14 protein-coding genes are annotated in these 26,143 nt (G+C 34.8%); 6 read left to right on the top strand and 8 right to left on the bottom strand.

The window, feature by feature from the left end; genetic code table 11:
* The first annotated feature begins 150 nt into the window (after window positions 1-150).
* Window positions 151-1,317: a VWA domain-containing protein gene (locus tag HM992_RS05870; protein ID WP_179319038.1), complete on the top strand. Its 1,167-nt coding sequence runs from the start codon at window positions 151-153 to the stop codon at window positions 1,315-1,317.
* 65 nt (window positions 1,318-1,382) lie between these two features.
* Here HM992_RS05870 and HM992_RS05865 read toward each other — a convergent pair whose 3' ends face one another.
* The 7 genes from HM992_RS05865 to HM992_RS05840 all read right to left on the bottom strand — a co-directional run bounded on the left by HM992_RS05865 (window position 1,383) and on the right by HM992_RS05840 (window position 20,197).
* Window positions 1,383-2,396, bottom strand: coding sequence for a PorP/SprF family type IX secretion system membrane protein (locus HM992_RS05865; RefSeq protein WP_178985943.1), 1,014 nt, complete (start codon window positions 2,394-2,396; stop codon window positions 1,383-1,385).
* Window positions 2,397-2,402: 6 nt separating this feature from the next.
* Window positions 2,403-9,572, bottom strand: coding sequence for a choice-of-anchor L domain-containing protein (locus HM992_RS05860; RefSeq protein ID WP_229720453.1), 7,170 nt, complete (start codon window positions 9,570-9,572; stop codon window positions 2,403-2,405).
* Window positions 9,573-9,775: 203 nt separating this feature from the next.
* The gene (locus HM992_RS19960) at window positions 9,776-10,009 is read right to left on the bottom strand and encodes a hypothetical protein (protein WP_394366258.1); all 234 of its coding nucleotides are present in this window, start codon (window positions 10,007-10,009) and stop codon (window positions 9,776-9,778) included.
* A gap of 111 nt (window positions 10,010-10,120) precedes the next feature.
* Complete coding sequence (locus HM992_RS05855; protein ID WP_179319037.1) at window positions 10,121-12,028, bottom strand: OmpA family protein; 1,908 nt, start codon at window positions 12,026-12,028, stop codon at window positions 10,121-10,123.
* Between the two features lie 20 nt (window positions 12,029-12,048).
* Window positions 12,049-12,957: a PorP/SprF family type IX secretion system membrane protein gene (locus HM992_RS05850; RefSeq protein ID WP_178985945.1), complete on the bottom strand. Its 909-nt coding sequence runs from the start codon at window positions 12,955-12,957 to the stop codon at window positions 12,049-12,051.
* Window positions 12,958-12,984: 27 nt separating this feature from the next.
* The gene (locus tag HM992_RS05845) at window positions 12,985-17,004 is read right to left on the bottom strand and encodes a choice-of-anchor L domain-containing protein (RefSeq protein WP_179319036.1); all 4,020 of its coding nucleotides are present in this window, start codon (window positions 17,002-17,004) and stop codon (window positions 12,985-12,987) included.
* A gap of 127 nt (window positions 17,005-17,131) precedes the next feature.
* Window positions 17,132-20,197: a T9SS-dependent choice-of-anchor J family protein gene (locus HM992_RS05840; protein ID WP_179319035.1), complete on the bottom strand. Its 3,066-nt coding sequence runs from the start codon at window positions 20,195-20,197 to the stop codon at window positions 17,132-17,134.
* 335 nt (window positions 20,198-20,532) lie between these two features.
* Here HM992_RS05840 and HM992_RS05835 point away from each other — a divergent pair, with 335 nt between their 5' ends.
* The 5 genes from HM992_RS05835 to HM992_RS05815 all read left to right on the top strand — a co-directional run bounded on the left by HM992_RS05835 (window position 20,533) and on the right by HM992_RS05815 (window position 25,467).
* A complete protein-coding gene (locus HM992_RS05835; RefSeq protein WP_179319034.1) occupies window positions 20,533-22,287 on the top strand; it encodes a hypothetical protein in 1,755 nt (584 codons plus the stop codon).
* A 129-nt stretch (window positions 22,288-22,416) separates the two neighbouring features.
* Window positions 22,417-23,319 carry a NifU family protein gene (locus tag HM992_RS05830; protein ID WP_178985949.1) on the top strand — a complete coding sequence of 301 codons (903 nt, stop codon included), beginning with the start codon at window positions 22,417-22,419 and terminating at the stop codon, window positions 23,317-23,319.
* 72 nt (window positions 23,320-23,391) lie between these two features.
* The gene (locus HM992_RS05825) at window positions 23,392-24,114 is read left to right on the top strand and encodes a hypothetical protein (RefSeq protein ID WP_179319033.1); all 723 of its coding nucleotides are present in this window, start codon (window positions 23,392-23,394) and stop codon (window positions 24,112-24,114) included.
* 255 nt (window positions 24,115-24,369) lie between these two features.
* Window positions 24,370-24,570, top strand: coding sequence for a dodecin family protein (locus HM992_RS05820; protein ID WP_020894643.1), 201 nt, complete (start codon window positions 24,370-24,372; stop codon window positions 24,568-24,570).
* 84 nt (window positions 24,571-24,654) lie between these two features.
* Complete coding sequence (locus tag HM992_RS05815; RefSeq protein ID WP_178985951.1) at window positions 24,655-25,467, top strand: mechanosensitive ion channel family protein; 813 nt, start codon at window positions 24,655-24,657, stop codon at window positions 25,465-25,467.
* On the opposite strand, the gene tsaB is transcribed toward HM992_RS05815, so the two are convergent.
* Window positions 25,464-26,135, bottom strand: coding sequence for a tRNA (adenosine(37)-N6)-threonylcarbamoyltransferase complex dimerization subunit type 1 TsaB (gene tsaB / locus HM992_RS05810; protein WP_178985952.1), 672 nt, complete (start codon window positions 26,133-26,135; stop codon window positions 25,464-25,466). The genes HM992_RS05815 and tsaB overlap by 4 nt on opposite strands.
* Window positions 26,136-26,143: the final 8 nt, after the last annotated feature.

Raw genomic sequence — 26,143 nt, 5'->3', positions numbered from 1 at the left:
TATTTGTTAAGCGAATATAATATAGGTTATGACTTTCAAATGATTCTTACGATAAAGCTGTCCTCTAAAAAGGACTTAAAGGGGGTCTTTTTTAAATGGATTGAGATATCAATCCTGAAAGATAAATAATAATTAAGCAAAATAAAAAACATGAAAACACAATTTAAAACCTTAATATTTGCATTATGCTTAGCATCGTTAACTGCTTGTAATGCAAATTCGAAAAATAGAACTCAAGATTTAGCCATCTCTGAAACCGTGATTAATACCACTTCAAAAGCTAAAAATCCTGAAATTAAAGTCGCGTTGCTTTTAGACACCAGTAATAGTATGGATGGCTTAATTGACCAAGCCAAAGCGCAACTTTGGAAAATTGTAAATGAATTGTCTTACGCCAAATGCGAAGACCAAAGTCCTAATCTTAAAATTGCACTTTACGAATACGGAAATGATAATCTTAATGCAGATGAAGGCTATTTAAGACAAGTCATTGCGTTTAGTGATGATTTGGATGAAATTTCAAAATCATTATTCTCACTAACCACAAATGGCGGCAATGAATATTGCGGTAAAGTAATTAACACGGCTTTAAGCCAATTAGAATGGGGAGATAGCAAAGAGGATTTAAAACTTGTTTTCATCGCAGGAAACGAACCTTACACACAAGGAAACGTCAGTTACAAAGACGCCTCTAAATTAGCACATCAAAATGACGTTACCGTGAATACTATTTTTTGTGGTGATTACAATCAAGGGATCTCAACCAAATGGAAAGATGGAGCCGATTTAACCCATGGGAATTATATGGCTATCAATCATAACGAAGCAACCGTACACGTGGCATCTCCTTACGATGACAAAATTTTAGAGCTCAATGAAAAACTAAATACCACCTATGTTGCTTATGGAAGTACAGGTAGAGCTAAAATGGAAATGCAAGCAGAACAAGATTCCAATGCTAGAAGTTATAATAAAGCCAATGCAGTAAGTAGAACAGTGAGCAAAAGTTCACGTTTATACAAAAACAGTTCTTGGGATTTGGTAGATGCAGAAAAAGAAGCTGACTTTTCTTATGATGAAATAAAAGATAGCGAATTACCTGAAGAATTAAAGGGGAAATCTAAATCTGAAATCAAATCTTATGTCGAAGAAAAAGCCCAATTGCGTAAAAAACTTCAAGATGAAATAGCCACATTAAATCTCAACCGACGCGATTATATTGCTAAGCAAACTAAAGACTCTAATAACGGCTTAGAAAGTGCGATGATTAAAGCACTAAAGTCACAAGCTGAACAGAAAAACTATAAATGGGAATAAAACGTAATTATGAAAACAAAAAAAGGCTCAATTTAAATTGAGCCTTTTTTTATGTGTTATTTATATTAGTTAATTGCAGGACAATTACACTCATATTTCTCTCGTCTACAGTTAAAGTTGAATCCAAGAGTTAATTGATGAAAACCACCAGTATTAAAATTCACTGTATTTGCTTGGTATGAATATGTATATGCAAACACAAAATTATTATAATCTACACCTAAAAATGGAGTGATGTATTGTAATTTTTGACTGCTAACACCAGATCCATCTTGGAACTCGGCACCATCTAAACTACGTCTGTAAGATAATCCACCCCAAACTTTACCAAAATCCATTTCCTTATAAACTTTAGCATTTATATCTATTGAAGATTCTGCTGTTGCATCTCTATACATATACATTATAGAAGGCTCATAACTCCATTCGCTACCATACTGACTAAACGTATAACCAGAAGACACCAAATAAGTTCTTAAGTTTTTAAATTCAAATTCACCATTTTGGTTATAATTTACACCATCATTATCTAAAATATTCTTAGCCGTGAAATGTGCATAGAAATCTACAAAATGATAAGAAAGACCAACATCGACGTTAAAATTTGTAGCACTTTGTTCAATTCCTGCAACTGCCGCATCATATTCACCAGGCGCTAACCAACTTGTCTCATCAAGTTTATACTGTAAAAAACCAGCACTTAAACCAAATGACAACATATTTAAATCAATTTCATTTCTAGAAAACATTAAATGGTAAGCGAATGTTGCATAACCACCAACTGTAGAATGATACCCATTAGAGTCATTAAAAAGAACACCACCAATGGCTACAGGAGAATCTCCTATTCTTCCATTCATACTTAAGGTTTGTAAGCTCGGAGCATCATCTACCCCAAACCATTGTTGTCTTGCTGTTAATCTAACTTTAGCACAGTTAGCAACACCTGCCATTGAAGGGTGAATTAAATAATAATTATCTGTTAAATAATCAGAATAAATAGGAATACCTTCTTGGGCAAAGCTAAAATTCGCCATAAAAGCTATAAATGCTACTAAACAATACTTTTTTAATCTCATAATTTCTTATCGTTTCAAGGTAAAATGGGCTCTAAATTCTTTACGTACTCCATTGCTCGGCTCGTCGTATTCCACTGTAAACCAGTAGTCACTCGTTGGCATTACTTCATTACTAAACGTTCCATCCCAACCATTTCCATCAGGACTCAACTGCTTTAATAATTTTCCGTACCGGTCAAATATATAAATTTTTGCATTACTTCCAACACCTTCAATGTTCCAAGTTTCATTATTTCCATCTCCGTTGGGCGTAAAATACAGCGGATAATCGATTATAAACTTCGATACCGTGATTAATCCACAGCCATTTTTATCTCTTGCCGTAATCTCATGCTCTCCTGCAGATAGGTTTATAAAGGTCCCTTCATCTTGCCATGGTCCTCCGTCTAAGCTGTATTCATAAACTCCTATTCCGGTCGCTAAGGCTTCTAAAATGTGATTATCTGCAAAGGCTTGGGTCAATAATTCTATGGTTAAACTTGGTGGTTCACTTTCTATAACGTCAGTTGTATCAACATTAGTACAATTAGTCTCTGTAGATGTGCTCATATCGGTTACTAAAACACTATAGCTACCTCCTTGGGTGGGCATTATACTTGGACCTGTAGCTCCTGGAATTACAACGGTATTATAACTCCACTCAAAACTATAGTCTAATGCCGATAAGCCTGTATCAATAACTAAAGGTTCTAAAACTTCCGTTCCATTGGTGTTTAAACATAGAATATAACTGTCTTCTAAATTAAACTCGGGTAACGGATTCACTTGTAAAGTGATTTCTGCTACAGCATAACAGATGGATGTGTCATTACCTGTGGTACCATCTGGTGTGTCATTATCAACACGTGCATATATAACTTGTGGGTTCGTTATGTTTTCATACAATGTTGGTAATGGATTGACATTTAAATCAGCATCGTCTTGCGTTTCATAATAGCTCACAATATAATTCAGTGGATCTTGACCGTCTAAAACTTCTGCGTCTCTTGTCGTTAAATCAAACTGTGCACTGTCATTGGTTGGATCTCCATCAGTTTCCATCTCATCATCACAGGTTTCATAAACTATGGCTTCCATATTTGGGTTGGCCTGTGCGGCTTCTTGCACTTCTATATTGAAGCTTTGTGTACTAATCGAACAACCTGTTATATTGTTGGTGATTGTCACAAAGATTTGCTGTGGGTTACTCAAGTTCGTGTATGAACTTACTAGGCCGTTGGTACCTGCTTCGGCATCGGCTAAACTGCTATGGTAACTTACTATAAACTGTGTTGGATCTTGACCGTTTAAAACTTCTTCGTCTTTTGTAGTCAAATCAAAACTATCAACACCATCAGTGAATAATTCACATTGTATAAAATCTGTTACAGCCACAACTTCTGGTAATGGATGCACTATGATTGTAAAATCAACTAAAGCATAACAGCCTGTAGCATCATTGGTCACACGCACATAAATCTCTTGTTCTGGTGTTTCTGTATTCGTATACTGCGTTGGGTCTACTATAGCATTACTTGCTGAATTGGCATCATCTAGACTTTCATAGTAGCTTGCCGTAACTCCTGCTTCTCCATTTAATATCAGAATTTCATTTTCCGTAAGGTCAAACACTTCGACTCCATCTCCTGTGTTTACATCATCACACAACTCTAAACTTGGTAATTGATCGCTTGGTGTTGGGGTTGGGTTTGGTAAGACACGGATTGTTAAGGTAGTAAAGTCTACACAGCCTGTATTGGTATCGGTAACCACCACATAAAGGGTTTGTGGGTTTGCATTTAAGCCGTTAACTGAAGTATTGGTATACTGTGTTGGATCTGGAATCACATTGGTTTGAGATTGTGCATCCGCATCGGTCTCATAATAATCTACGGAATAACTGCTATTCCCTCCAGTGATTTCATTGTTTTTTACCGTTAAATCAAATGTTGTAAATTCATCTCCTGGTGTTTCTCCTAAATCATCACATTCACTTAATTGTGTTGGTTGTACCACTACTGGTGGTAAATTAACCTCTAACTCAAATTCTCCGGTATCGTCACAGCCTGTTGTTGGATTGTATAAACGTACATAAATAACTTGTGGGTTTACAGTGTTGGTGTAGTTACCTACATTAATAATTGGATTATTGCCTGTTGCGGCATCTAATGCACTAACATGGTAAGTCAGTAGTACCTCTAGTGGGTCTTGTCCGTTTAAAATTTCTTCATCTTTGGTGGTCAAATCAAATTGGGTAATACCATTGTCATTGGTGTCACATATAGTGTAAGACTCTATACTTGTTGGCACTTCTGGCGAAGGCAACACAATAAGCTCCATCGTATTTGTGGTTAAACTAAAGCAGCCTGTTACCGTGTTTTCCGAACGTACAAAAATCATTTGATTGTTGGCCACAATGTTAGTGTACAGTCCTATGATTGGATTATCACCATTCTCTGCATCGGTCTGTGTCTCGTGATAAGTAATCGCTACATTAGGTTCTCCATTAATAACTTCTATAGTACGTTGTGTTAAATCGAATTCTGCAAATCCATCATTGTCATCATCACAGACTTCTATTGCTGTTGGATTCGGTTCTGGTGATGGTATTGGATCTACTCTTAGCGTTACGGTTACCGTATTGTAACAGCCTGTGACATCATTTTCTGCTCTTACAAATATCGTTTGAGCATTGCTAGTGTTTACATATGGACTTGTTATTGGATTTGTTGCATTGTCGGCATCCATTTGTGTTTCATAGTACGTTAGCGATAGGCCTGTTTGACCATTTAGGATTTCTTCGTTAGCCTCTTCTAATATAAAGCCTTCTTGCTCATCTCCTGGGTTGTTTACATCACAGAGCTCTAAGGGTGCTGGTGTAATTAAAACTGGTAACGGGTTCACTATCAGTTCTAAACTTGTGATTTTATAACAGCCTTCTACCGTGGTGCTATCCTCTACACGTATCCAAATAATTTGATTAAAATCGTCGGTGTTGGTATAAGCGAGTGGATTAGCTATAGGGTTGTTGTCCGCTTCTGCATTAGCCTCACTCTCGTAATAGCTAACGATGTACTGTAACGGATCTTGACCGTTTAGTAATTCTGCTGCTTTGCTCGTTAGATCAAACGTCGCAAAACCATCGGCTGAGATATCATCACATGCTTCTAATGGTGTTGGATCTAGCAACTGTGGTGTTGGCTCTACGATTAACCTTAACACTACAACAGTCGCACAGTCTGTCGCTATCGTTGGACTTTCTATTCTTGCATATAAAATTTGTTCACCTTGTACGATGTTGTTATAGTTCACTGTGGTGTCTATAGCATCAACTCCATTAATAGCATTGGTTTCTGTCTCATGATAGGTAACCTCTAGTCCTGAGGCGCCTCCCGTGATCTCATTATCTACATCCGTAAGCGTGAACACCCCAAAGCCGTCATTGTCTGGATCACAGTATCTCAGTGGCTGTGGTGTAAAAGCTATTGGTGCTTGTTGCACAACCAATTCTAATTCTGTGGTATCGTAACATCCGGTAGTAGTATTTTCTACGCGTACAAAAATAATTTGTCCATTACTCGTATTGGTATATAATATTGGTAAAGGATCAGTTTCTGTTTCAGCGTCTGCCAAAGTCTCATAGTAATTGATCGAATAGGCTGGATTGTTGCCTGTGATTTCCATGCTCTTTAGACTTAAATCCATTTCTGTTAAACCGTCTGGTGTACCATCATCACAAACCTCTAAGGCTGTTGGTGCAACCACTACCGGTAATGGATTAACTATTAAGTCAAATTCTAAATCTGAAGTACAACCTGTTAGTGTATTGGTCAGTACAGCTGTTATCGTTTGGGGGTTGCTAATGTTTGTATACGATCCTAATATAGGATTGGTTTCAGTACTTGCATCTGTTGGATTAGCATAGTAACTTACCGTGACATTAACCTGTGTTCCTAAAATCTCTGGAGTCTTTGTTAATAAATCGAAGGCTTCTTCTTCGTCGCCTAGTGTAGTCTCATCACACAACTCATAGTTAGAAACTTCTAGGACTAATGGTTTTGGATTGACAATCAACTGAAGTGCTGTGGTAGCATAACAGCCTGTTGCCCCATTTTCTATACGTGCTATAATCTCTTGGGCTCCCGCTTGCGTATTTGTGTAATTGGTTGATAATGGACTGCCTCCTGCTTCTGCATCGGCTTGGTTCTCATAATAGCGAACGATCATCCCTGCTTGCGTCCCTACAACTTCTGTATCTTTTATACTCAAATCAAAGACCGCTATACCATCGACATTATCATCACAAACTTCTAATGGTGTGGTGCTATTGGCTATTGGATTTTCTAAAACCTCCAAGGTAAGGCTACCAATGTTGTAACAGTTGGTTGTTGTATTTTCTAAACGTACGAATATGATTTGATTGGTCATCGATGTGTTAACATAGCCATCAAATATTTCTGAGTTATCCATTTCTGCTCCTAATAGGTTTTCATGAAATGATACAGCTACTCCACTTTGCCCGTTTAATAACTCAGCTTCTTTATCGCTTAATGGGAAGCCTACAAATCCATCTGTGTCATCATCACAAACTTGCAATGGTGTTACAGCGGTTACTACTGGTAGCGCATTTACTATTAAATTAAAACTTGTGGTACTATAACAGCTCGGATATAATGGGTCTTCGACTCTGACATAGATGGTCTCTAAATTTGCGGTAGTATTAGTGTAACTTGTTGCTAAAGCTCCTACATTATCATCTGCGTCGTCTGGGCTACTATAAAATAATACGTTATAAACGGTTGGGTCTTGTCCGTTCAAAATTACAGCTTCTTGACTGCTTAAATCGAAGGTAGCAAAACCATCGTTACTCACATCGTCACAAACTTCCATGTCATCCGGGGTTGTGGCTAATGCTCTAGGATTAACTACCAAATTGAAAAGTGCCGTCGCTGAGGCATTATAACAACTGGAATCCCCTGAACTTGCTACTCTTACAAATATTGGCTGGTTATTGACCGTATTGGTGTAATCTGAAGGTAAGGCATTATCTCCTGCGTCTGCATCTGCAAAGCTTAAATAGTAAGTTACCGTGAAATCTGTTGCCGATTGTGACCCTAAAATCGCTAAAGTTTGTGAACTTAAATCAAAGGTCTCAAATCCATCGTTACTATCATCATCACATAACTCTAAATCTGAAACTGGGTTGATGGTGGGTGCAAGTGGAGAAGATATTGAGAATGAGGTTATATCAACACAAATTTGAGAAGCATCTGCTAACCTCGCCCAAATCGTTTGAGGACTCGTTACGTTCGTATAAAGAGTAGGTAATGCGTTAACATTATCTAAAGCATCCTGTTCTGTAAGATAATAATTTATTGAAAAAACAGTTGGATCTTGGTCGCCCAATATATCATCATCGTTTACTGACAAATCAAATTCCTCAGCCCCAGAAGTACTACAAACAACTAGATTAGGAGCCAAATTAGCCGTTGCACCTGCTCTAAATTCTACTATAATAGGATCTGCAGAACCTGTACAAACACTCTCTAATTCAAAGTCTGCATAATAAACTCCTGGTTCTGTAACTGTAATTGTCGAGGACTCTTCACCTGGAATAACCACATCATCTTTATACCAAATATGGGTTGCTAGCTCAAGTCTAGTATCTAAAACAACACCTGATCCATCACATGCTGCAGTACCTGCTTCAATAGTAATATCATCACCTAAATCTCCTCCTAAATTAAAACTACCTGCTTTTATGAAAACACCAGAATCATATTGGTTATCCCTATCATCTGCAATAACCAATTTTATGGTATAAGTTTCACCCGGAACTACTGCTGATTCTGCAGTAAAAACATTTGTTCGTCCATCAAATGCTATTGGCGATCCATTATTAGGAGTGTAACCACTAAAGTAGCGTTCATTAACAGCTTCACAAGAACCATTATCGGGGTGAATATTAGTCACCAAAATAGGTGTCGTTGAACCAGGTAATACAGCTAAATTAGACACATTACCAGCTGCATCTGTTAGTAAAAAAGCAAAAGCATCCGAATAGATACATTCAAAACTACCCATATCATATTCTTCAGAAGCCATTAAAAACTCAAAACTTATACTATCAGCCCTCGGAATAAAATCAAATTGAATATATGTCGCATTATGAGAATCAACCCCTAATTCAGTATCTAATTCTTCATCTCCTGGCCAAACACTAGATCCATCGCTTAAAGTTCCATTATTATTAGGTCCTCTGGCCTCACTAGCATCTCCACTTGTGAGTAACAAGCCATCTTCAAAAGGAAAATCAATTCCATTACTAACAAAATATCCAATTCCATTTGGTTCAGTAAAAGTATAGGTACTACCAGTTACAGCGACAATATTAGAGACAGAAGCACATGGGCTATCTATTAAAACGTCTTCAATTAATTGTTCGGGAGTAAATGTATCTTGATCTATTACAACATTCTGCCCCAAAACAAAAACAGTAACTGTTGCTGTCCCTGAGCATCCTTGCGGATTCGTATCTGTAACCGTTAATGTAACCGTGTATGTTCCTGGTGCACCAAATATATTAGTAACATTGGCTCCTGTTGCTGTATTATTGTCTCCAAAATCCCATTCATAAGTAGCATCTGTTCCATCTATTGAAAACAGTGCACTAGCAGAAAAATCAACAGATTCAAAAGGTACTATTCCAATAACACCTGCGGAATTAGCCGCAGGTGTTGTACTATCTATCGATGCAATAATATCTTGACATGGCGTTGCACATAAAATTTCAGCTTCCCAACCATTAATATTTCCACTACTATTACTTGTGAACACAAAAGTTAAACATCCAGAACTATTACTATCTGATGCGGATACAAATCCTGGTGAAGAAGCACCGGAATATGTACCAATTACAGCTGCGGTTATGTCATCACCATCGTAAATAGTTAACACATCTTGACTAAGCTGTGTTGTAAATTGAGTAAAATTAATGATGATAAAATCATCATCATTTTGAGGACATATGGTAGTCGTGTAATTGTCATCGTCACCATAATTACCAAATTCCCCTCCTGAATCATAAAAAATATCTGGTGCACACCTATTGAATGTGCCGTTTTGCATAGATAAATCTTGAGCAAAACCAATTGTAGTTATTAAAAAGGAAATTATAATTGTAATTTTTCTTACCATAAGCTTATTTTAACCCAACAGTTAATTATTTAGACAATAACTACTATAATTTATTATTAAAATTGAAATTTAACCAATTCATATGAATCATCATGAAATTTTTGAACGAGAAGTTGCTTTTAACAGTTTAAATACAAAAAAATACGACATAAAGAAATCAAGACATATTTGACTTATACTTATCTTAAAGAATAAAAAGATATTTATATAACTTTCTTTATCACTCTACGTTTATTTTTAAGGGAATAACTCTTGATATTCTTTTTTGATTTTTTATTTAAAAAGTTTTCGATTCTCTCTCTTATTTTTACCTTACTTCCTTGGGTAGATAAATCATTTTCTTTACAAAATTCGATTAGTTCAAATTTTAAACAACGACGAAAATCAATATCAGAATTTAGGCTTTTTTTACTAGTCCGTTCTGAATTATAAAACATAACTTTTTAAACTTAAGAATTAATTAAATCACAGACTGAGTAACCTGTCAATTTTATCAAAATAAAAATGACTCAGATTGCTTATTAACGTGTTAAAAATTAGACACTATATCATAAGCGCATCCCACTAACAACAATAAACTCTGAGCGTCTATTTTCTGCATGTTGTGCTTTTGTACAACCACCTGAACAATCTACTTTTGGTTCTGTTTCACCTTTACCTGTTCCAGAAATACGAGCTTCATCAATACCTTTAGAAATTACATACTGAACCGTCGTTTTAGCTCTGCGATCAGAAAGTCCGTTATTATAAGTATCGGTTCCTCTATTATCTGTATGTGATGTTGCTTCAATAACCATTTCAGGATATTTATTCATTATCTGAACTAATTTGTCTAATTCAAAAGCCGCTTGTGCTGTAATATTTGACTCATCAAATTCGAAGAAAATTGGTGCTAAATTAATTGATTCATCTACGATTAACTTTTCAATAGGGTCTAAAGAAATTTGAACATTATTTTCTTCGTCATTAGAACCTTTAACTTGCACTTTTTTACTATCAAAGCCATCCATTACAACTTCAAGTTCTGAATCTTCTTCACATTCCACGATAAATTCAGCAACACCTTCTTCATTAGTTGTTTTTGAAACGACTTTGTTTCCTTCTGCATCAAATAATGAAACTGCTGCTCCACTAATAGGTTCACGTGTTTTATCATCTAAAACAGTAGCACTAATTAGTACATCACAAAGTGGTTGTAGTTTTTTAAATGCGTAAATATCGTCGCTACCTTTTCCACCAGTTCTGTTGGAAGATACAAACCCTTCATCATTCTCTTCATCAATAGAGAAAGCAAAATCATCAGCATTACTGTTAATAGGAATACCTACATTACGTACAGGCGCTATTTTACCGTCAATTACTTTTGTATAAAAGACGTCTAATCCACCAAGTCCTAAATGTCCGTTTGAAGAGAAATATAAAGTGTTGTTACTACTAATGTATGGGAACATTTCTTGACCTTCAGTATTTACTTTTTGACCTAAGTTTTCAGCTTCACCTAATGTACCATCATCGTTTATTGGTGCTTTATAAATATCAAATCCACCAAAACCTTCTGGCATATTCGAAGAAAAATATAAGGTTTTCCCATCAGTACTTACAGAAGGATTTTTAACTGAGTAATTTTCACTATTAACAGCTAATGCTTCTATAGTATCCCAATCATCACCTAATTTAGTCGCTTTAAATAAATAAAGTTGACTGAATTTTGTACTGCTTAAAGAATCCTTTTGAAAATCTTTTTCGTAATAACTTTCTCTAGAAAAATACATGGTTTTACCATCTGGAGAAAACGATACTAAACCTTCGTGGTATCTCGTATTGATTTTATTATTTGCTAAAGTTGCTTCTTGGTATGTTCCGTCAGTATTTTTAGTAATTGTATAAATATCTAAAAACGGCTGATCGTTCCATCCATAAGTTTTACGACTATCGTTACGACCCGATGTGATGTATAATTTACCTTCACTCATAGTACCACCAAAATCAGATTGTTCAGAATTGAAATCTGCATTTTGAACATTAAACTTTTTACCTTGTTCTAAAATCTTAGGAAGGTAATCAGGGTTTTTTCTATAAGCTGTAGCTCTGTCATCTGAAGGACGTAGCGTTGCAAATTTATCCATCTGTTTGTTAGATTCGTCATACTTACCATTTGCTTTTAGCATTTGTGAGTACTTGTACACCATTTCTGGGTTATCAGATGTTTCTAATGCTTTAGCATACCAACGTTCAGCTGCCTCAGTATTAAAAATGTTATAATAACTTTCAGCAAGTTGTCCGTATACATAAGCATCAGCTTTACCATTGTCTACGAGCTTGTTGTAGCTTTCTGCGGCTTTTACAAATTCGTATTGTGCAAATTGCTTGTCTGCTTTTTTAGTGTCTTTATTTTGAGCAGTTAGGCAAAAACCACTCATCAACGTAATTAATAATAATGTTTTATAGTTTTTCATAATTGATTTAGCTTAACTGATTAAAAGTATCTAGGTGAACGAGAAACACGTTTTGCAAAATTAAGATCAAATAATAACATGATCTCATGAGATGCAGGTGCATATGCTTTAATATCTGAAGAGATGGCATCATATGCATATCCTACTCTTATAGACGGTGATAAAGCAAAATTAACTAAACCAGAAAATGAATCATCTAATCGATATGACGCTCCAATTTCGAATTTTTTGTAGAATCTCGCATTGACGTTAACATCGAATGATGTTGGTGCATCAAATGCAGACTTCACCATTACTGATGGCTTCAACTCTGTATTTGGTGATAAATCGAACACGTAACCACCAGTTAAGAAATAGTGTTGCGTTTCAGATCCTATTTTATAACCATCAGCATCTAAATGTACTGATGACAATAAATTTGGTACAGATAAGGAAACATAATATTTATCAGTATAGTAAAAGAACCCTGCTCCGATATTAGGTGTTGTCGTATTAATGTCTTGTGCAAAAAATGGGTCCGTATTATCCACCACATCTACACCAGAGTTTAAACCTATATCATGAAATGTAGCTCCCGCTTTTACGCCAAATGCTAAACGGTGTTCACCACCTAATTGCAATGTGTACGACAAATCTATATAAGCATTGGTTTCTTTAACCGGACCAATTTGATCTGAAATAAGAGACACCCCTAAGCCAAGCTTATCACTAATAGGTGCATGACCGAAAAATGTTCCTGTTTCTGGTCCGCCATCAATCTTTGTCCATTGATTTCTGTATAATAATCCAAAAGAAAGATTTTCTTTTGAGCCTGCATACGCAGGATTAATGATATTCATATTATACATGTACTGCGTGTACTGTGGGTCTTGTTGCCCATGCATCTGAAATGCTAAAAGCAAAACCGCTATAATAGAGAGTTTTTTCATTATAATAAGTTAATTTTTTATAGTTGATTATTTGTTAATATAGACCCAAGCACTTTTTGTTTTTGCACCACCTTCGTAAACAACCGTATAGAAATACGTACCTACTGGTAGCTCATCACCACCATTGGTTTGTCCATGCCATTCATTGGTATAATTATTTTTTGAATACACTAGGGCTCCATATCTATTAAATATCTCTAGCTTAGTAACGCTAAAACTGCTTAAGTCAAACGTATCGTTCTGACCTGGTGAAACACCTGGTGAAATACCTTGAGGAAATACACATGAAGCCAACTCTACAACTGTAAATTCGCTATAACCTATACAACCTGTATCGTTAAACACAACTTCAATTTCATATGATCCGGCTTCTAAAACAGGTAAAGTCAAACTATTTTCACCAGCAATTATACCACCATCACGATACCAGTTAATTGAAACCTCCGACAACGCATAATTACCTGGAATGGCCTCAATATCTATTGGAGAAGAAGCGTTAGGACAAACTTCAAAATTAACATCAGAAACAAAACTCGCAACAGGCTCAATTCCAATTACTAAATTAAAATCATTGGTGACATAACAACCTGAAAAATCTACAGACTCTACTCTGACATACAAGGTTTCTCCCGAACTCTCATACAAACCAGAAAGCGCTCCTGTAGCAGACATAGCATCAGATTCAGATGTATAATAAGACACATTATATTGTGATGCATCCTGACCATTTAAAATTTCAAAATTGTGACTCTCCAAATCAAAACTAGCCACACCATCATTATCAAAATCACAACCTATTAAATCTGTGCTAAAAGCGGTATGTGACGGTGCGGATAACGTTAAAAAGAACGTAGTTGTAGCAAAACAACCTGTATTATTGTTTTCGATTCTCGCATAAATGATTTGAGGACTAGAAATATTAGAATAAATGGAAGATAACGGACTTAATCCATCAATCGCATCTTGTTCAGCACTATGATATGTAATTGTAAAATCTGCAGCGTTTTGGTCACCTAAAATAGCCTCATCATTTTCTGTAAGATCGAAGAATGCCTGATTTGTTGCTGAGCATTCTACTAAATCAGGAGCAAAATTTGCGATTGGTAATTCTAAGAATTCAACCAGAATATTACTAGTAAGTATACAATCATTTGAAAAAATAACTTGAGCAGTATAAAAATTTGGCTCAGTTACTATTAACGTAGAAGACGTTTCTCCTTCAATAACAAAACCGTCCTTATACCATACATGCTCTAGATCTGATGCTAAGGTATTTAACACAACAGGCTCATTTAAACATGTTGCTGTACCAGCTTCTATAGTAATATCATCACCTAAGTCTAACTCTCCAATATCAAAACTACCAGATTTTAGAAAAATACCAGTATCATATTGTGCATCTGAATCATCTGCAACGACCAATTTTATATGATAGGACTGTCCAACAATTACAGGAGCTTGCGCAGTAAACACAACTGTTCTACCATTGAAATTCATTGGAGGTAAATTTTCAGTTATGTATTCCCCAAAATACTCCTCATTGATTGCCGGACAAGATTCATTTTCTGGATGAATATTTGTTGTTAAAATTGGCGTTGTAGTACCAGGAATAACAGCTAAATTAGTAGTATTGTCTTCAGCATCCGTTAAGAGAAAAGCAAAAGCATCTGAATACGTACACTCATCTGTTCCTCCTGTTGCTCCTGTATACTCTTCTGAAGCCATTAAAAAGTCGAAACTTATAGATTGTGATAAGGGTATAAAATCAAATTCAATTATTGTTGCATTTCTAGATGACACTCCCAAAAGATCATCTAAATCAGAATCTCCTGGCCACGATGCCCCTCCCGAATTTATTAATTCGTCATTTGGTCCTGCTGCCTCCACAACATGCCCCGTACTTAACAATATTCCTTGTTCAAAAGGGAATCCTTCACCATCCATAGAAAAATAACCAATGCCATTTGGCTGATTATCACTAAAGTTTACCCCTGTGGAATACGTAATATTTGATACTTGTGCACATGGACTATTAAACAAGATATCTCGCACCAATTCGTCTATAGTATAGATAGTGTCGCTTACTTCTATACTATTAAAACCTTTTCTAATACATAAATCAAAAGTCACGTTTTCATCTTCTGAACCTTCTGAGAATACTCTAATATAGTACGTATCACCAATAGTCAATTGAGGTGTAACACTAGAGTTTGAATCTGAACAATACAATTCATTAAGACTTCCACAAACACCTTCATAAACAGCATGATTAAGACCTGAAGAGATGTCATTTTCTACAATATTTATAAACTCTATTATTTGAATGTCATTTATAGCGGTAAACTGAAACCACACATCATCATCAGGATCTCCTTCACAAGATGTTCCAGGTACGTTAGATGGTGTTGCAGATAATATAGTCCCATAATTTAATTGCTCACAATTATCGCCTGTATTTACTACTGCAACCTCAGCATTTAAACACTCGTCATTTTCTGGAATACAAGCTCTTACTACTATTGGCAAACTATCATATACACAATTAATATCTTGATCATTATTTAAGGTATATATTACATTAGTAAAGAAAGGGAATGGTCCAATTTGATAAGTCCCAACGGCATCTACGGTCGTCGTATCTAAATCGATGTTATTAGCTAAAGTTAATGATGTAGCACTACCTAAAGATAAAACATTAACATTGACAAAGAATTGATCTTCATTACCACAATCATCTACAATTGTATAGGTTGACTCTGAGTTTGTACATGTATCACAAGCTACTTTATAAGTAATACCTCCTCTTAAAGGATCATCACCGTTAGCACAACTCGATGGTAGAAAATCATCTGAAGCAACATAAAATGATATTCTATTGCCGGTAGATGTATAAGTTACACCTGCAAGATCTCCTTCATTACCAAAGAAATAATCAGTGTATGGAACAATAGGTGAACCATTATAGTCGAGAACGACCAATGGATCCCATCCTTCTTGAATATAACCCGATAGAAACGTTATAGTTAAAGGCGTACCATCTGTACTTGTAAAAGTAAACACTTCGGGATCAACTACTCCGTTATCACCATAGCATAAAGACCCAGTTAAAGGCCCTGCAGTACAGTCAATTGTAAATCTTGTCTGTATTGGAGTTGTAAAAGTTAAAGGTCCAGCCCAAATACTATTACCATTTGTACAATTTGCTCTGACATATACGTCATACTCCGTATCAAACAATAAATCATTTTCAATAACAGTTGTAATTGAAGATGAAGTACCCGATGATGGAATGCTAGATCCTGAAGGTAATACCACATACTCCCAAGACGTTTCGCTATCATTAGCTTGCCAAGAAAAACTAGCGAAAGCATTCGTATCATTAGAGTTTACATAATTAAGGGAAAGCGTCGGAGAAATACAAAATGTCCCACAAGTTTCTACACGCAACAAATCAATAGACATATCTGCTCTACTACTATAACCTGCTCGTGTATTCTTAAATTTTAAATATATAGATTGTCCGAGATAAGCATCTAAATTTACACCTACTGGCACCCAAGCTTCAGAACTATAAGTTTGCAATTGACCTGTCCATGTAAATAGATTTGTAAATGGTCCGGAAACTGAATTAGAAACCTCAACTTCTAATTCTCCCATATTATCACCATAGGCATGGAGATAAAAAGATAATTCAGCTCCATCTGTGGCTGTAGTCAAATCAATAACAGGACTAATTATTGAAGCTGATTGTTGATTAGCATTACCTGAAGCTTCAAAATTCATATAATGAGAACCACTAAAAGCAGAACTAGGCCCTGTTTCACTACTGTCTGAATTACCTGGTATTTCCCAATTACCGCCAATATTATTGGTTGTAATATCCCCTATCCATCCATCAGAATCATCAAATTCTTCTACAAATACAAACGTGGAGTTGTTAGAAGGACAAGACACTCCTACTGGTGGAGTTATTGTTTGAGATAAGGCTATTGAACTCCCGAGCAAACAAAAAGCTAAAAAGGTCAGTTTGAAGATATTCTTATTCATTTCAATTTTTATTTAATTTGGTAAAGAAATTAGTCCATTATTAAACAGACACCCTGTTAAATCTTACATTAGAAAACAACAAAAGCCACAAAGTAAAATTAAGTGGCTTCTGTGTTTTAAAATAAATTTATTGCTTAATTACTCGTATCGCTTGTGTAACATTTTCAATAGTTACTTTAACAAAATAAGTTCCTGTATTTAAGCTAGACATATCTAACTCATTTGCAACACTATTAGGTGCTGTTCTTAATACTTCTTGACCTAACATATTATACACAGTTACAGCTTCAATATTTTTTTGAGCATTTAATGTTAATGTGTTTTTAACTGGATTAGGATAATAAGTGAAAGCAGCTTCGTCAACCACATCATCAACACCTAAAACAGCACATGTTACTGATGCCTCCCAACCAGTTAAGCTAGTATAAGGATCAGACCTAAACTCAATAGTTAAAGCTCCTGATGGATCTGTAGATGAATAAGAATCACCAATATGAAGCTCGCTACTTGCAACTAAAGTATTATCTCCATTACTGCTGTCTTGCCCACACAATGTTTGTGCTAAAACAGGATACGTATTATCTGGCCCATTATAAATAGTTAAGTAATCGAAACAGCCATCTTGCTGCCCAGAACCAAACGTATCTACCTCTATATCAACGTATGTAAACGTAATAGTCACTGCTTCTCCAGCTGAATCTGGAAGAATCGTTGTAGTCGAAAATTCAGAAGCTGGATAATTACCGTTACTACCACCACCATCTACAAATATACCACCACAAGCCGGAGGAATAATTGCAGTTGCAAATATATATGGACCTACCCATAAAGAAACACCGTCTACATCACAATCAGCTTGCACATAAACTTCGTAATGGCTATCATCTTCTAAACCTGTAAGTGTATACGGATTTGTAGCCCCAAATACAGTTGCTAATCCTGTAGCTGTTTCACCTGCAGTTAAATTAACAACTTCAATATTCCAAGTGGTACCATTACCATTTGCTGTCCAAGCGACGTCTGCTGTAGTCAATGTAATATTTGATACAGATAGATCTGTAGGTGTCATACAAGCAGGCGCCTCATCAAAAGTAACATCATCAATAGCGATATCATCGTCAACATCACCAGGGGCAATAACTTCTGAAAATGTAAAACGCGCTTGTGCTGGTCCGGTAAACGTTAAACTACTAATATCTAAAGTCTTCAATTCCCAACCTACTGTATTTGTATTATAAGTTGCCATTAGATTCCAAGCAGCACCATCCCAAACTTCTACATCGAGTTGTGCATTTTCTGAATCCTCAGAATTACTTATTTCATAAAAACTTAATGCTGGTGCTGTTAACGTACTAACATCTACAAAAGGAGTTAACAAATATCTAGGTCCATGATCACTAGAAGCATCTGCTGCGGCATAGAAACCACCTGTAGCTGTAGTTCCTGTTATTAGGCCATGATCACCAACATGACTTAATCCTGAATCTTGAAAAAACCATTCTTCTTCTCCTGAATCACTATACATTCTCCAACAATCTGGTATGGCACCACCATTATCAAAACCTTCTGTATAGGGCGCTGTCAAAGCTTCACAATCAGTTATAATAGACACTGGTCCTATCCAAGACGAATTTCCATCGGTTGTACCACAATTTGATTGAACATAGAATTCATAAACGGTATTAGATAATAAACCTGTTACTGTATAAGGGTTAGTAACTCCAGTTAGTGTTGCAGTACCTGTTACAGTTTCTTCCGCAGTTAAATTTACAATTTCAATATTCCAAGCTGTAGCACTACCCGTTTCTGTCCATGCCAAATCTGCTGTTGTAGCAGTAACATTTGCTACTGATAAATCTGCAGGAAATATACAAGGTATAGGGTTATCAAAAATTACATCATCAATAGCAATATCATCATCACTACCACCATTAGGTTCAGAAAAGGTAAAGCGAGCTTGTGCTGGCCCTGTATATGTTAATGTACTTATATCTATTATTTTTAACTCCCAACCATCTGTATTTGTATCAAATGTAGCCATAAGATTCCAGGCTACACCATCCCAAATTTCTACATCTAATTGTGCGTTACTTGAATCTTCAGCATTACTTATTTCATAAAAACGTAGTTCAGGTGTCGCTAAAGTACTAACATCTACAAAAGGACTCATTAAATATCTTAAACCATGATCACTCGATGCATCACAAACAGCATAATAACCATCTGATAATGTACTACCTGAGAGGTCGCCACCATCGCCAACATGACTTGGACCAGAATCTCTAAAAAACCAATCTTCTTGTCCTGAATCGCTAGACATTGTCCAACAAGCAGGAATATCACCTGCATTCTCAAAATTTTGTGTGTAAGGAGCAGTAAAAGTATCACAAACCGTCGTAAACGACATTGGACCTACCCAAATAGAAGAACCATCAACTACACCACAATCGGCTTGCACATAAAATTCATATTGGGTACCAGACGCTAAACTAGTTGCCGTATAAGGATTAGTAACTCCACTAGAAGTTGGAATACCAGTTATAGTTCCACCTGCAGTGATATCTACAATTTCTATATTCCAAGCTGAAGCAGTACCATTTTCTGTCCAAGCTAAATCTGCTGTTGTAGTACTAATATTATCTACGGTTAATTCTGTAGGCTCCATACAAGCAGGAAATGTGTCATTCACAAAATTATCTACATACAACTCCCAATTATCATCTGACGTTGATCGAACAGCAACGTAAATTGATTGCCCATTATAAGTAGATAGATCTAAAGTCACTTTAGTCCATTCATCAGGAGCTTCGCTTTGTGCCTGCAGCACTACAGTAAAATCCGCAGCAGTAGCTGTGGCTGTAGACAATAATACCTCATAAGGTTCTAAATACAAACCACTTCTAGATTTCACATAAAATATCAATCTATCGTTTAAACCAGAAGTCACTGAAATTTGAGGGGTAACTAAGTAATCATCGTTAGCGTCAGGATAGCCAGATTCAATCTTTGCAACAGCAGAACCATCTTGTGCCCCATTTTCTGGTGAATCATCCCACACCCACGTAGATGAACTAGTAAGATCTAAAACAGTCCATGTCGCAGGTATTTCTGTTTCAAAGCTCTCTGTGAATTGCGCATTTGATTGCCAACAAAAAGCAATCATTAGAATAAATAGAAAAGTAATTTTTTTCATAAAGTTTGGATTAAATAGTTAGTGTTTTTTTTTTATAGTTAAAAAACTTAATCCTCTTAAAGAGCGTTAAATCTTTTAAACTTATGAAGCTCAAGTTGAACATTATGTTTTATATTTCAATTTTTTAAGGGTTATCAAAAGGTAATCACACTAAAATAAAATCACTAAAGCACTCATAATAAGCACTTAACGATATAGTTAAAATTAAATGAATTTGACCATGATTTTCTTCTAAAATTGAATTATTATCAATAGACAGCAAGAAACTTTAAGAAAAAAGAGCTGAAAATAGCTCAACTTAAAAGAATAAAACAACAACTTATAGAAAATAAAACATGTCCTTAACACAGTTAAGAAAGTTAATTACCACTTTGATCGTTTTACTATTTTGCAACCAGTATTTCGCTCAAAATAATGAGATTTTAATCGACTTACGAAAAGTAGATAGCCTAAATAATGTTTATTACGGTAAACATTCTAAAGACGCCTATTCAGCTCATCATAAAAACTTGAGAGAATCCTTAAAGATGCAATACGATAAAGGTATTGCTTATGCCTATAAATCATTAATGTGGTATCATGGTGCAAACGAAAATTCCAATTTAGATAGTGTTTTGTACTATGCTAATTTGTTTGAATCTAAAGTAGCTACATTTAATGCAAAGGATGACTCTTTATTAATTAAGTCTATTGAACTTCCTCAATATTACCTAAACAAGGGCCAACTATTATCTAATGCTTTCGGTTTGCCTGAACAAGGGTTAGAAAGTTATTTTAAAGTTTACCCATTAATCCCAGAAGGAAACATAAAGTTATCTATGGCATATAACATCGCCATCTCTGAAATCTATTATCACAAATTCCAATACGACAAAGCACTTGAAGTACTCACACCCCTATTAAAAGATACTACTGATATTGGATCTTTTACAAAAAAGAGATTATTAAAAAATATTTCGGCAAATTATGTCCAAAAAGAGATGCCAGAAAAAAGCCATCCCTTACATAAAGCAATATTAGATTTAGCGACAAAAGATAATGACATTTACGAAATCTGGTGGACCAAAAACGCCATGGCCAATGATTATTTTAGGTTAGGTGATTACCAAAAAGCCATAGACTCCGCATTAGTTGTGAGAAAATATTGCTTAGACAATAATAATTGGCATCAACTTCTTTTTAATAACACGGCTTATTTAAGCACATTTTATCATGCTGCTGGAGATCTTAATAAAGCAATTGCTTATAGAAAAGAAGCCATTAAACTATCTTCTGGCCCTGAATCTAAGAAGGATTCTTATGACAGACTAGCAGAGTATTATACAGAAAAAAAGCAATACTTAAATGCCGTAGAAATATATCAAAAGAAAGATGCGTTAGTTGATAGTTTAAGATCTAATGAAAAAAAAGCACTTTCAAATTATATTGACTCTAAAATAAAACTTCTTAAGGAAAGACAAAAAAGTCAACAAATACTCTTTGACATGGAGTTGTTAGAAATTAAAAACAAAAAACAAGAGCTCTATTATTTAAGTATTAGTGCCATACTTGCGAGTATCATTCTATTATTAGGAAGCATGCTTTTATTTAGAAAATACAAAAAAGGTGAAAAAGTTATTGAGATTTTAAAAAGTAACGAAAAAAAATTACTTGAGGAACAAATCGTTCTGCGCGAAAATGAATTAGAAGCCTCAGCCATAGCACTTTCTCAACGCCTAGAAACCTTAACTGTTATAAAAAATGAGCTCGATGAAATTAAAAAACCACAAATACCCAAATTAGACGAAGTAAAACTTAAAATAAATAACCTTATTAGATCTGCTTCGGACATGTCTATTATAACTAAAAGAATAGAATCCGAATACCCTACCATGGCCGCCAAATTATTAGAAAAATACCCCAATTTATCGGATACACAAATTCGGTATTGCTTGTTAACAAAGTTAAACTTATCCATAAAAGAAACAGCGACAATCTTAAATGTAACACCAGATACCGTAAAAGTTGCTAGAAGTCGTTTGAAAAAGAAATTAGGAATCCCAACAGAAATATCAATTAAACAGTTCTTAGATCAACTGTCTTTAGACTAGGACGCGCTCAGTTTGTTTAACGTCAAACACATAAATGACATAAAAAAGAAATTGATTACAACACATTAAAACTTAGTTAAAAGTCTGAATGTTTAACCATGATATTCCCTATTTTTGCAAATAAAAAAGATGGCCCAGACCAAGATTTCCATAGTCAATACTTCTAACGACGCTATAAAAAAGTTTGAAGCAGATCGATTTTTAACCAATCATAATAGTTTCGAATTCAACAACATAGATGACGCTAAACATTCTCCTTTAGCACAGCAATTATTCTATCTTCCTTTTGTAAAAAAAGTATATATCGCTTCAAACTTTATAGCCATTGAGCGTTATAATATAGTGGAATGGAAAGATGTAGAAAATGAAGTTGCACAACAAATTGAAGAGTATTTATCTAAAGATGGCGTTATAGTAAGTGAAGACGCTATTAAACCCAAGGCAGCCGTTACTGTTTATGCAGAAAGCACACCTAATCCAGGTGTATTAAAGTTTGTTTGCAATAAAGTTATAGCGCCTGCTATATTTGAATTTAAGTCTATTGAAGATGCTAAACCATCACCTTTAGCCACTGAACTTTTTCAATTCCCATTTATTAAAAATGTGTACATGGAAAAGAATTTTATTTCCATTACTAAGTTTGATATTGTTGAATGGGAAGAGATCACGCTTCAATTACGAGAGTTTTTAAAATCTTATATTGAAGACGGAAAAACCATATTAAATGATGATGCACCTAAACAATTAGAAAAAACTGAAGAAGCTATTGAGCAAAAATTTGAAGCCTTAGATGACACTTCAAAAAACATTATCAATATTCTTGAAGAATATATTAAACCGGCTGTAGAAAGTGATGGTGGTAATATAGAATTCAAATCTTATGACGCAGCAACTAAAAAAGTTGAAGTCTTATTACAAGGTGCTTGTAGTGGTTGCCCTTCTTCAACATTCACTTTAAAAAACGGAATTGAGAGCATGCTTAAAGAAATGTTGAAAGACAATTCTATTACTGTAAATGCTATAAATGGCTAAATAAATTATCTTTTTATGTGGCATAATAATTGAGTCTAAGTTTTAATTACTATTAATTAAAACTTATAAGATATGATACGCAGAATACACCTTTTTTCTTTGTTTTTAATTTTTTTAGGAGCCACTAAAAGTAGTTATGCACAACAGCAAAACACGTCCACAAATCAAATAAATTCCACAACAAACAATATCTCGCAAGACTATATGGATCGTATCACACGAGCTGTAAATCTTAATAAAAGTGAGTTAGATAATATAAATGGTTCTCAATATATGGATGAATCATTCAAAGGTGTTAAATTTAAAAGGTTTGGTAATAAAGTATTTTCTGGCAGATACAATGCTTTCCAAGGTGAAATGGAAGTTATATTTGATAAGGATACCATTGCCCTAAATGTGTCTGAAGAATTTGAATTAACATTCTTAGACAATAGGGTTTATAAAACCACTAATTACACAAACAAAGAAGGTATATTAAAAAGAGGGTTCCTTATCGTTTTATTTGAGTCTGATTCAATGGCAATTTTAAAACAAGAAGTCATAAAACTTCATGAAGAAACAGCAGCTACTAATGGTTATGGCAACGGCAAGCCTGCAGAGTTCAAAAAAGCTAATAGTAATTATTTCTATAGTATAGATGGTAAAGTTTCTATATTGCCTCAAAAAAGAAAAGATTTTTTAACATTATTTCCTGAGCATTCAAGTAAATTGAAGGCATTCATAAAGGAAAACAAAATCAACCTTAAAGAGGATGAGGATTTAATTACCTTATTCAAATATTTAGAAACCTTATAGCTTCTATATCTAAAACGGGTTTAGAAGATTTATCTCAATAATTAAGCGTGAATCTGCATTCATTTTAGCTTTCTGTTCTTTAATCCTAAGTTAATCTGTAAACATCTCATATTCTTATTTCAATAGCTTTACTATAGCGTGCCGAATGATAATCCCCTCGTAACTTCTATAAATGGTCAAAATTTAGTACCTTTATTAGTGACTTTTTATTTTTTTTAGTGTCTATATAATATAACCCTAAAAACATAAAATATTATGGCAGTATTAAAAGTTATTGAAGTATTATCTAACTCAGATAAAAGTTGGGAAGACGCAACAAAAAAAGCAGTTAAAGAAGCTTCCAAAACTGTAAAAAACATAAAATCTGTATATGTAAATGAACAGAGCGCTATTGTTAATGGTGACGATGTTACAGAATTCAGAGTGAATTTAAAATTGACTTTCGAAGTTAAATAAATTCTATTATCGCTAGTATTAACATCTAACTCGGTCTAAAAATTAGTCGAGTTTTTCTTTAAATTAAAAATTATAAAAATCAACATGGACACACAAAAATGGATTGACGCAGGTTACAATTTTATTATAGAGTTTGGCCCTAAAGTATTAGGTGCTATTGTTATATGGATTATTGGTAGTTGGGTAATTAAGATGCTACTTAAAGGCATTACAAAAGCAATGAACAAAGGCAACTATGACGAGAGCCTAAAAAAATTCTTATCTAATCTTCTAAATTGGATTTTAAAAATTATTTTAATCATTGTAGTATTAGGTACTGTTGGTGTAGAAACAACATCTTTTGCCGCCATTCTAGCTGCTGCTGGTTTAGCTATTGGTTTAGCTTTACAAGGCTCATTAGCTAACTTTGCCGGTGGGGTTTTAATTATGATTTTTAAACCTATTAAGATTGGAGATTTAATAGAAGCTCAAGGTGAGATTGGAGTGGTGAAAGAAATTGAAATCTTCACTACTAAATTAATTGGTCTTTCTAATAAAGAAATTATTATTCCAAATGGATCACTTTCTAACGGAAACATCGTTAACTATACGACACAAGGAACACGTCGAGTAGATTTAGTATTTGGTGTGAGCTACGATGCCGACATTAAACAAACTAAAGACGTATTCAGTAAAGTATTAGCGGCACATCCTTTAATATTAAAAGATCCTGCACCAACAATTGCATTGTCTGAACTAGCTGACAGTTCAATTAACTTTGTGGTTAGACCTTGGTGTAAAACTGAAGATTACTGGACAGTCTTTTTTGATATCACTGAACAAGTAAAAGAAGCACTAGATGTAGCTGGTATTGAAATACCTTACCCACATCAAGTAGAAATACATAAAGAAGGTTAAGCTTTCTTTTTTAAAGCTACAAAATCCTTTAAATAATAAGGTTCAAAATAAGCGACATCTTCGGTGTCGCTTTTTTTGTACTTGTTTTCTGCTAAAAGCGCCATGTTATTTGCCGAAGGTAGTTTCCCTTCTATAAAAACAGCATTAGGATGCTGAATTAAGCTTTTAGTCTTTTCAACACCATTTCCTATAAAATAAATCTTATGGTCTTTTAGAAGGTCACTGTAACTCTCTTCTGTGAGGATTTCGGCTTGGATTTCTCTATGCAATTCTAACTTAGAATTATAAATAGCCGAATACACTTCCATACGTCTAGCATCTAACATCGGAATTATAAATCCATCTCTAAATGTAACCTGATGCGCTAAACTTTCTAATGTAGACACTGCAATTAAAGGTTTGTCTAAAGCAAAACATAAGCCCTTTGCTGAAGATACTCCAATGCGTAAACCCGTATAAGAACCAGGTCCTTTACTTACGGCTATAGCATCAATTTCAGAAGGTTTAATTTTTGAAACCTTAATGACTTCATCAATAAAAAGATGTAGTGTTTCTGCATGAGAAAAACCTAAACTATTATCTTCTTTTAAAACTAAAATCTCTCCATCCTTAGACAGAGAGACTGAACAATTTGTAGTTGCTGTTTCTATATTTAGCACTAATGCCATTGGCTAGT

The organism is Winogradskyella helgolandensis (assembly GCF_013404085.1).
Taxonomy (GTDB): Bacteria; Bacteroidota; Bacteroidia; order Flavobacteriales; family Flavobacteriaceae; genus Winogradskyella; species Winogradskyella helgolandensis.
Note: the sequence above shows the minus strand (reverse complement) of the source record. Positions and strands in the feature narration are given on the sequence as shown.